Here is a 9,491-nt window from a genome sequence, read left to right on the forward strand (position 1 = left end):
CATGCTGTATGCCGGTATACCGCTGAAGGTCCTGCAGAGCCTGATGGGGCATAAGTCCATCAGCTCAACGGAGGTCTACACGAAGGTGTTTGCACTGGATGTGGCTGCACGGCACCGGGTGCAGTTTGCGATGCCTGAGTTCGATGCGGTGTCTATGCTCAAAAGAATTCCTTAAGCTCTGACTTTTTTAAATCCCTTTCGGATATCTCATGGATATATTATCGGTATTTCATATTCTGTTGACATGCAGGACCGGTATAGAGTAAAAAAAACATCTATTGAGTACCTCTTGGATATCTGAAAGGTGTCTTTGGGGTTCTTTGTGGGTATTACATGTGGATTCTGGAGATACTCTATGCCTGTTATTGCTAATACGCATCCCAAAGGTGGTGTGGGTAAGACAACTTCATCCGTAAACATTGTTGGTGAAATGAAGTCTGATACAGTTGATCTGGATACTCATACCGGGCTTTCTATCATTCTGGGGCTGAGACCTGAAGGAAAAGAAATTTCCGTGAAAGTACCCAAAACAGTGGATGAGTTAATCGAAATTATGACTCCCTACAAGAACAGCGATAAGACGTTACTTATTGACTGTGGGGGATTTGACTCAGATCTTACCCGTACTGCGATTGCCTTTGCAGACTGCGTTATTGTCCCTTCAAAAGACTCCCTGACTGAACGTATTGGTTTGATGCATTTTGATGGAGTACTGGACGAAATCAGCTCTATCATGGGGACCGATATAACTGCTCACCTGTATCTCTGTAAAGTTAATCCTAACAAGAAGAAATTCCCTAAGCTTGATGCAATCCTGCCATCGTTCAAACATCTGAAGCTGATGAAGAGCCGCATTTCTGCTCGTGCAGAATTTGAGGATGTCATTGAGACTGGGATGGGAATCACTGAGTCTGTGCATGGGCGCTATTCGGCAGGAGGTAAGGAAGTTATTGCCCTGATCGAAGAAATCAATCATCTGATTGAAAATAACAAACAGTAAGGTATATCTATTGGGTATCCATATAGTATCCTTTGGGCTTTTAATGGATATCTTTTAAGTATCTAACAAACATCCTGGGTTATCTCATGAGCAAAGCGAAATTTAGTGCACAGGCTGAAAAACTGAAAAACCTGGTGGATTCTGCCAGGTTACAAACTTCTTCTTCTGCCGTAACAGCAACAGCCCCGTCTCAGCCAAATGAAGGTGCAGAGGAAGTTTCAGGTCGTCCCGTGGCTGCCAGGACGAAGGCTAAGAATCTTAAGGCCATACCGCTGTCGTATTTTGAAGCTCATGCGGAACTTAAAGCGACCAGTAAAACATCTCTGGATTTTAGCTCATATATTATTGAGGCTATAAGAGAGAAGCTTGAACGTGATGGTGCAATAGGTCAATAAACTATCGGATACCTTAAGGGTATCTGATGTGTGTCTTTTAAATGCGTTATGGGGATTCTTCACGTACCTAAAGAGTCCCCATTAGACATCTCTCTGTTTATGGTGACATGATTCGTCACCGCTTTCCTTTCCTCTCAGTTTCACCATTTCATTCCTTTTCCCTTAACCTGAACCATGATGTCAAAGATATTTTTATATTGCATTTATGTATCACATATAACCATTCATAATGGTTTTGTATCTATGGTTTTCTCTGGTCTTAAAGTTATGTGTACAATGTACATGCAGTTTATCGTGTTTTTATGTTGCACTTGTCCTTTCAGAAAGACCATTTTTCCATTATAATTGAATATACATTGCATGTATGAGGCATGTTTGTTTTTTCTATTTGTTTATGAGCAACGGAGACTGGTTATGAAAATCTTTATTGATGATGGTTCTACCAACATTAAACTTGCCTGGTTGGAGGATGGTGACGTGAAAACGTTAATCAGCCCTAACAGCTTTAAACCGGAATGGTCTTTTAGTTTACTGGATGATGCTGCCCCGGCTAATTACGAGATCGACGGCGAGAAGTTTTCATTTGATCCATTAAGTGCTGATGCTGTCGTAACGACTGAAACACGCTATCAGTACAGTGATGTGAATGTTGTGGCCATTCAGCATGCGCTACAGCAGACCGGCCTGAAAGCGCAGCCTGTTGATGTCATCGTCACATTGCCGATCTCTGAATACCTTGACGCCAACAATCAGAAAAATAAGCAAAACATTGAAAGAAAGAAAAAAAATGTGATGCGTGAAGTACGGGTGCAGGGGAGTGATGCATTTGTTATTCGCAGTGTTGCCGTTCTTCCTGAAAGTATTCCCGCTGGTTTCAGTGTTCTTGCGGGGCTTGAGGATGATGAATCCCTTTTGATCGTAGATCTCGGTGGTACAACTCTTGATGTGTCGCATGTTCGTAGCAAAATGACAGGGATTACAAAAACCTGGTGTGATCCGAATATCGGCGTGTCCCTGATTACATCCGGGGTTAAGGAACAGATGGCTGTACATGCTAATACAAGAGTGAGCTCATTCCAGGCTGACAATATCATTGTGCACCGTAATGAACCTGACTACCTTTCCCGTCGCATTTATAATGCTGAACAGCGTGAGTCTATCATTAATGTTATCAATGAACGGCAGAAGTTGCTTATTAAACGAGTTAATGATGTCATCAGCCGTTTCACCGACTATACACATGTAATGTGTGTTGGTGGTGGGGCTGAAATTGTGGCCGAGGCTGTGAAGAACCTGACTAAGGTTCCTGATGAGCGCTTTTATCTGAGCTCATCCCCGCAGTTTGATTTAGTCATGGGAATGATAAAAATGAAAGGTGGTGTGACTAATGAGTGATGAAAATAAATCCAGACGCTGCTCATTTGAACTTTTCCCGGATGAACGGACAGGAGATAAGATTGCAGATGAGCTCATTGCAAATGAAAAACTGAAGGAGCGGGGACGTTTCATGCGCGCGATGTTAGTTACTGGTGCGGCGTTTGCAGCTATAGATAAACGTCTTCCTTTGCTGATATCGGAGTTACTGACAGAAAATACGACTCTGGATGATATTAATAAGGTGATTTCCAGCGTAATACCAGGTGCTTTTTCAGTTGAAAAGAAATTGCTTGAATTACTGGAAAAACAATCTGGTCTCCATACGTCTGTGGATTGCAGTACTCCTCTTACAGAGCAGAGTCTGTCGAGAAATGACGGTGAAGACCAGACCAGAAGAAACGCTGAAAATATGTTCGGAGATGACTGAACTAACCCAGCCTAGCTAGGGGAATATCTCGCCATTTAGTTGTATCACACTGACTCAACATTTCCCGTTTCATTTGCCATTCAGGGGCGGTTCCTCGCCCCGCAAACCACACTTTCCCTTTTCCCGACTGGTTCAGTTCATCGAGTGTTTTCATTAACTTTTCACTGTTTTTACGTAAGCGTCAACGGAGCACCGTATTGACGCTTATTTATTGGTGAGAACCACGTTCCATGGCAGGAGTTCGTCAACACGGTTGGAGGGCCATTCCGGCAGTACGCTCAGAATATGGCGCAGATACGCTTCCGGATCGATACCGTTCAGACGGCAGGTGCCGATCAGCCCGTATAGCAGTGCACCACGCTCGCCACCGTGATCGCTACCGAAGAACACGTAATTTTTCTTTCCAAGACAGACTGCACGAAGCGCTCTTTCCGCTGTGTTATTGTCCGTCTCCGCCAGTCCGTCATCACTGTAATAACAGAGGGCGTCCCACTGATTCAGTACATAGCTGAACGCTTCGCCCAGTCTGGATTTTTTCGACAGCGTGCCATTCTTCTCCACCATCCATTCATGCAGCGACGTCAGTAACGCTTTGCTTCGCTGCTGTCTGACTGCAAGACGCTCTGACTCCGGTAATCCCCGTATTTCATCCTCGATGGCGTACAGTTCACTGATTCGCTTCAGGGCTTCTTCTGCCGTCGCACTTTTGCTGCTGATGTATACATCGTGGATTTTTCTCCGGGCATGGGCCCAGCACGCAACTTCTGTCAGCGCACCACCTTCACGTTCTGCACTGAACAGCCTGTCATAACCTGTGAACGCATCCGCCTGCAGGATACCCCGGAAGGGGCGGAGGTGTTGCTCCGGGTGTTTCCCCTGCCGGTTCGGTGAGTACGCGAACCAGACCGCCGGAGGAGATGACGAACCCGCATTGCGATCATCCCGGACATACGTCCAGATGCGCCCTGTTTTCGTCTTTTTCAGGCCCGGTGCCAGTACCTTTACCGGTGTGTCGTCAGTGTGAAGCTTGCGGGTATTCATCACATAACGGTACAGGGCATCATTCAGCGGCGTCATTAACTGGCAGCACGCGTCAACCCAGTTGGAGAGTAATGCACGGCTCAGTGCGACACCCTGTCGGGCAAAGATTTCACTCTGACGATACAGTGGCAGGTGTTCGCAGTATTTTCCCGTTAACACGCGGGCAAGTAATCCGGAGCCCGCGATACCACGCTCTATCGGGCGGGACGGCGCCGGTGCTTCAATGATGCAGTCACATTTTGTACAGGCTTTTTTTACCCGTTCTGTGCGGATCACTTTCAGGGCGCTGCTCACCAGTTCCAGTTGCTCAGTACTGACTTCCCCCAGATAATCCAGCTCGCCGCCACATTCCGGGCAACAACTTTCTTCAGACTCCAGACGGTGTATTTCACGGGGAAGGTGTGCCGGTAACGGACGACGATGGCGCGACTGTCGCAACTGGCGGGGAACCTGTGGATCGTCTTCCCGCCCACTGTAACGATCGCTGTCCTGTTCGCGTTGTTTCAGCAGGGCCTCAGCCTGTTCAACTTCACGACGCAGTTTTTCAGAACGGGTACCGAACAGCATCCGGCGCAGTTTTTCTATCTGAGCCCGCAGATGTTCTATTTCCCGTTCATCTTCTTCGATCTTTTCTTCGGCACGTGCCAGTGCAGAGCGCAGGAAGGCCTCCGTCTCTTCAACCAGACTCAGTTGCTGGTCTTTCTGACGGAGCAGGCTTTCCAGTTCTGCAATGCGAATGAGGTATTTCTGACTCATGACCGTTTTTATAATGCGGCCAGGCGTTTTTTACAACATTGTCAGGGCGTTAAGGCGGGATGTTTTTGGCTGACGCCAGTCCAGCTTATCGAGGAGCATTGCCAGTTGCGAGCGGGTAATGGATACCTTACCGTCACGCACCGCAGGCCTGATAAACTGGCCTTCCTCCAGGCGTTTGGTGAACAGGCACAGACCATCAGCATCAGCCCAAAGAATTTTAACGGTGTCACCCCGTCGGCCACGGAAGATAAACAGGTGACCGGAGAAGGGATTAACATTTAACACATGCTGTACCTGTTCACCCAGCCCGTTGAAAGACTTACGCATATCGGTTATCCCGGCCACGAGCCAGATACGGGTACCGGATGGGAGTGAGATCATCTTCCCCTCCCGGTCAGTTCACGAATCAATACAGTGAGCAGCTCTGGTGAAGGATTTTCCAGCGTCATGTTACCGTGACGGAACTCCACCTTGCAGGAGCTGGCACTGACAGTAGTCTGAGTGGATAAGGGCGGAATAAGAGCAGCCATCGGTTCTTTCGGCTCATCAGAGGTTATCTCTACAGGTAATAATTCAAGGCCTGCGTCAGAAGTGGTTGTCACCGGAAGACGCCGTGATATACGCCCTTCGTTTTGCCAGAGTCTGAGCCATTTGAAAATAACATTATCATTGACGCCATTTTCTCGTGCAATCTGAGCCACACAAGCACCGGGTTGTGATGCCAGTTCAACCATACGAAGTTTGAATTCATTCGAATACTTTTTACGAGGTTCTTTTCGCCAGTCCTGTAATTCCATACTTAGATGTCCGTCTGTGTCAGATGGGCGTCTAAATTACCAATTCTTGTCTAATGGCTACATACGGCGGTCGGTTTACGCTTACGAAAATGGACATTAGTATCGGAAACAGGAAAGGGAGGCGAAAGACGGTTTAAATGAGGCGCTTACGAATGACAGGGTTTTCCTGGGATAGAATTGTCATAAAGGCGTCCTGAAAAAATGCCCGACAGCCGCTCTCCGTACACCGTAAGGTGTCACCGGTGCCGGGCATTGTGGAAACAGAAGGGAAAAAATCCCGGCCATAAAGGCCGGGAAAAGTCGTCAAATTAAGACAGCAATTTGCTAAGTGGTCTGAAGGTAAATGGAAACGTACACCTGTGGCTAACTGTCTGATATATCAATAGTCCTCAAACGGTGTCTTTTTAATCAAATATTTGCACTTAACGGACAATCTTGTCTCCCAATCGATTTTTCAGAGGATAATTTTCCTCTTACTGTACGGTTGGCACTCACCCTCTATTATTAATTTCGGGAGAAGCTTAAGGTTGCCACATCGACAGTTTCATCACACAGGCTCTTGTCCGGAAATACTTTCTTATTTTTGACTTTAGCCAGCCATTGCCCGGCATGAAGGGAAGGTATAGTGATGATACCGTCCTCATTACTTACAAAGGTAAGTTCTGCTTTATGAGCCGAATGTTTATGCTCTGCTGCATGAGTGTGACGGGATGATTTCAGATAACTGACAGAGTCAAGCTCCAGAGTGGCTCCGGCAAGAGGGGACGTTTTATACAGAATTTTCAGCTTCACATCTTCACCGAAACGACTGATATCGGATAATGGAATGATTTCAAGCTCATCCCCTGTTGGAGACTGATAGAGTTGTGCTGGCATCTGCTGTTCACCAGGAATAAAAGATTTTGCATATTTAGTCACAAACTCACAGTATGTCACATCATTTCTGCCCTCCCTGCTGACAGGCTTCCATCCTGATGAGGTTCTCGACCAGTATCCCGGTTTCATTTTCGTTGACAGAACGTAGCTATTACCGTTGCCTGCAGAGTCAGTTTTATAGACATAATTCGTGGACGTTGGTTTCAGCGTTATTGTCTCTTTCCCGTTATAAAGTCGGGGAGTTTCAAAGAAATCCCTTCTGTCAGGAATCGTGCCCTTTGAGGGGAAATTATGGCCATAACCAATCTCTGCAGTAACGTTGTTCTCTGCCTGTTTACCGGTAATCCAGACATCGTGGGCCAGGGTCTGGCACGATGCAGCCAGACAAAGAGCTAAGATATAGCCTGTATTTTTCATCATGATTTATTTCCTGAGATGTTACCACTGATAACGGGTATAAAGATTGACGGTTCTGCCTGAAAGCGGCACACCTTTGCCATTCATGGCAAGCTTGTTGAAGGCATTATCCAGAGTTACTGACGCCTCAAAGCCTTTAACACTTACAGGCTTATAAGACAGTGAAAAGGAATGTATGGCATAGCCATCCTGACAGGGGTCGCCTTTTTTCACATGCGTGGCTGGTGCCGAAAGTTCAGCACGCCATCCTGCATAAACGCCTCTATGACCAACAGGTATGCTGATGTCACTGATAAGTGTGTCAGGATTGCCGGAGCCCAGCCATTCCCTGCTGCTGGCATCCATACTTTCCGTCCGGTTATAAGAAAGCATCCAGTCAACATAATCAGACTGGTAATTTCCCTGAATATCCCATCCCCAGATACGGGCCCGGGATACATTATAAGAATAAGAACGCATCCGTTTCATATCCACGCGCGTGGCAATATAGTTTCTGGCATCCGTTCCGAAATATCCGCCTTTCAACTGCAGTCGGTCATTGTCTGTAAGCAGGCTGTCCAGTTGAATACCTGCGCCAATCTCACGGGTGGTGTTATTTTCAGGTTTCAGATTAAGGTTAGGAACCCAGTAATTAGGTTTGCCCTTGCGGTAAAAATGTACATCATCCCTGTACATTTCTGCCATTGTGGGGGCCCGGAATGCAGAGGATATGGAGCCGTACATCATCAGCCAGTCTGTCGGTGAGACAGACATCGCTGCTCTGGGGGACAGACGTTCAGCGTTTAGTTCTCCGGCACGGGCATTGAAGCTATTGTATCGGTCATAACGGGAACCGACGATAATGTTAACCGGGTAGCTTTCCATAGTCATTTCATCCTGGAAATACAATGATGTAAAGTCAATGTGTCCTTCCGGATATAGTGTGGCAGTGCCTTCCGGCTTCTGCTGCTGACGGTAATATTCAGCGCCATAACTTAACTGATGGGCTCCCGGAAAAATCAGAGAATGACTCCTGTTGACAACATTAACACCGGAGGTTCTGTTGTTTCGCCATTCTGCTGTTTTGTTGTGGCCGTTTGTCTTGACGGTGATATCACTGAGATATAGTGTCGATTTTACATTGATGAGACTGTTATCTGCAGGGGCGTACTGGTACCAGAACTGCATGTCATTCTGTGCTGTTTTTCTGTCACGCAGGCCACTGTCACCATGTGTCAGAGTTGGATTGCCCGGTTCAGTGGTGCTATTCCGGTAGAGGCGTAAGCTGGCACCTGCTTTGTTACTGTCTGTAATACTGACAGAGCCTTTCGCAAACAGGGCTGCAGGTTTTTCCTTGTTAGGTGCACGCTCACCATCACTCTGATAGATACTTCCTCTTTTACGCATAATGACAGAAAGGAGCGCATCTGTTTTTTCGGTTTTACCGAACCAGGTAAGCCCAGAGCCTGTACTGTGGTCACCACTGGCGATATTTCCCCACAGACTTACACCGTTTGTCTCTCCGGGGGGAAGAAAATCTGCTGCATCGGCAGTTCTGAAGTCCACAACACCTCCCAGTCCGCCACTGCCGTACAGACTGGAATTTGGTCCGCGGACAACTTCGATACGTTTGACGAGTGCTGGATCCAGATAAGTGCCACTGCTTTTTGCCATGTCACTGAGTTGACGGACACCATCAACAAGAACAAGTACCCCGCTTTTGTCATAGCCGCGTAGATTAAAGGTCTGCCCATTGGTCCGTCCTGCACCAGTCTGGCTGAGACCCGCAACACCTCTCAGCATACCGGCTGATGTGACCGCATTCTTACTCCACGGTGTGTCATTCGTGACGACACTGACCATCGACGGCGTTTCAAATACCGTGTTCTGATTTCCTGTCGCAACAACGGTTATTGTATCTTTAGTCATCGAAGAAGAATGACTGGTCGCGGCCTGTAGTCCCACAGGTAGTGTGATTAATGTACAAATAGCAGTTTTGATTACGTTCATATACATTCGAAAACATATGTTATGTTTTGTGATGTTATATTGTAACAAATACTTGCACAACCTCAATTACGCGGGGCGTTCAATTAATAGTTATTGGGGGGACTGAAGGTCAATGGAGCGGAAACGTATGCCAGTGATGTAGCTGTCTGATATATCAAAGGCCCTCAAATCGGAGTCTTTTCAATCAAAAATCGTCACTTAACGGACGATCTTGTCTCCCAATCGATTTTTCAGACGATAATTTTCCTCTTACCGTACGGTTGGGCCTCAACCTCCTCTAATGATGCACCGTTATCAGATACCAGGTGCAGGAGCAAGGCGATCCTCGACTCCGGCAGAGGCTGTGCATCAAGCCGGAGGAGGTACTGGTAACGCGCTTTTGTCAGCCAGAGGGTGGAGGCTGTCAGCGCCAGTGA

At 47.0% G+C, this 9,491-nt stretch carries 10 protein-coding genes and 2 pseudogenes; 5 read left to right on the forward strand and 7 right to left on the reverse strand.

The window, feature by feature from the left end; all coding sequences use genetic code 11:
- The 5 genes from E0D98_RS18505 to E0D98_RS18525 all read left to right on the forward strand — a co-directional run.
- The coding region (locus tag E0D98_RS18505; protein WP_165941037.1) for a tyrosine-type recombinase/integrase at positions 1 to 175 on the forward strand (175 nt) is incomplete at its 5' end.
- Between the two features lie 180 nt (positions 176 to 355).
- Complete coding sequence (locus E0D98_RS18510; RefSeq protein ID WP_001144036.1) at positions 356 to 1,000, forward strand: ParA family protein; 645 nt, start codon at positions 356 to 358, stop codon at positions 998 to 1,000.
- An 86-nt stretch (positions 1,001 to 1,086) separates the two neighbouring features.
- Positions 1,087 to 1,395 carry a hypothetical protein gene (locus tag E0D98_RS18515; RefSeq protein ID WP_000030199.1) on the forward strand — a complete coding sequence of 103 codons (309 nt, stop codon included), beginning with the start codon at positions 1,087 to 1,089 and terminating at the stop codon, positions 1,393 to 1,395.
- A gap of 414 nt (positions 1,396 to 1,809) precedes the next feature.
- Positions 1,810 to 2,790 carry a plasmid segregation protein ParM gene (locus E0D98_RS18520; RefSeq protein ID WP_000688510.1) on the forward strand — a complete coding sequence of 327 codons (981 nt, stop codon included), beginning with the start codon at positions 1,810 to 1,812 and terminating at the stop codon, positions 2,788 to 2,790.
- Positions 2,783 to 3,199 carry a plasmid partitioning/stability family protein gene (locus E0D98_RS18525; protein ID WP_001278818.1) on the forward strand — a complete coding sequence of 139 codons (417 nt, stop codon included), beginning with the start codon at positions 2,783 to 2,785 and terminating at the stop codon, positions 3,197 to 3,199. The genes E0D98_RS18520 and E0D98_RS18525 overlap by 8 nt, the downstream gene beginning before the upstream one ends.
- A gap of 1 nt (position 3,200) precedes the next feature.
- On the opposite strand, the pseudogene E0D98_RS18530 reads toward E0D98_RS18525, so the two are convergent.
- The 7 genes and pseudogenes from E0D98_RS18530 to E0D98_RS27555 form a co-directional block, all read right to left on the reverse strand.
- Positions 3,201 to 3,374: pseudogene (locus E0D98_RS18530) on the reverse strand (DUF4113 domain-containing protein); the annotation flags it as partial.
- 29 nt (positions 3,375 to 3,403) lie between these two features.
- On the reverse strand, positions 3,404 to 4,996 hold the full coding sequence (locus E0D98_RS18535) for an IS66 family transposase (RefSeq protein WP_040118371.1): 1,593 nt from the start codon (positions 4,994 to 4,996) through the stop codon (positions 3,404 to 3,406).
- Positions 4,997 to 5,026: 30 nt separating this feature from the next.
- On the reverse strand, positions 5,027 to 5,377 hold the full coding sequence (gene tnpB, locus E0D98_RS18540) for an IS66 family insertion sequence element accessory protein TnpB (RefSeq protein WP_050877261.1): 351 nt from the start codon (positions 5,375 to 5,377) through the stop codon (positions 5,027 to 5,029).
- Entirely contained in the window at positions 5,374 to 5,793 is a 420-nt protein-coding gene (locus E0D98_RS18545) for a transposase (protein ID WP_000422695.1), read from the reverse strand. The genes tnpB and E0D98_RS18545 overlap by 4 nt, the downstream gene beginning before the upstream one ends.
- Before the next feature lie 504 nt (positions 5,794 to 6,297).
- The gene (locus E0D98_RS18555; protein WP_050877262.1) at positions 6,298 to 7,089 is read right to left on the reverse strand and encodes a DUF4198 domain-containing protein; all 792 of its coding nucleotides are present in this window, start codon (positions 7,087 to 7,089) and stop codon (positions 6,298 to 6,300) included.
- 18 nt (positions 7,090 to 7,107) lie between these two features.
- A complete protein-coding gene (locus E0D98_RS18560; RefSeq protein WP_024199761.1) occupies positions 7,108 to 9,081 on the reverse strand; it encodes a TonB-dependent receptor in 1,974 nt (657 codons plus the stop codon).
- Positions 9,082 to 9,305: 224 nt separating this feature from the next.
- A pseudogene (locus E0D98_RS27555) lies at positions 9,306 to 9,491 on the reverse strand (hypothetical protein); the annotation flags it as partial.

Origin of the sequence: Escherichia sp. KCJ4928 (assembly GCF_004352695.1) — a bacterium.
Taxonomy (GTDB): Bacteria; Pseudomonadota; Gammaproteobacteria; order Enterobacterales; family Enterobacteriaceae; genus ECMA0423.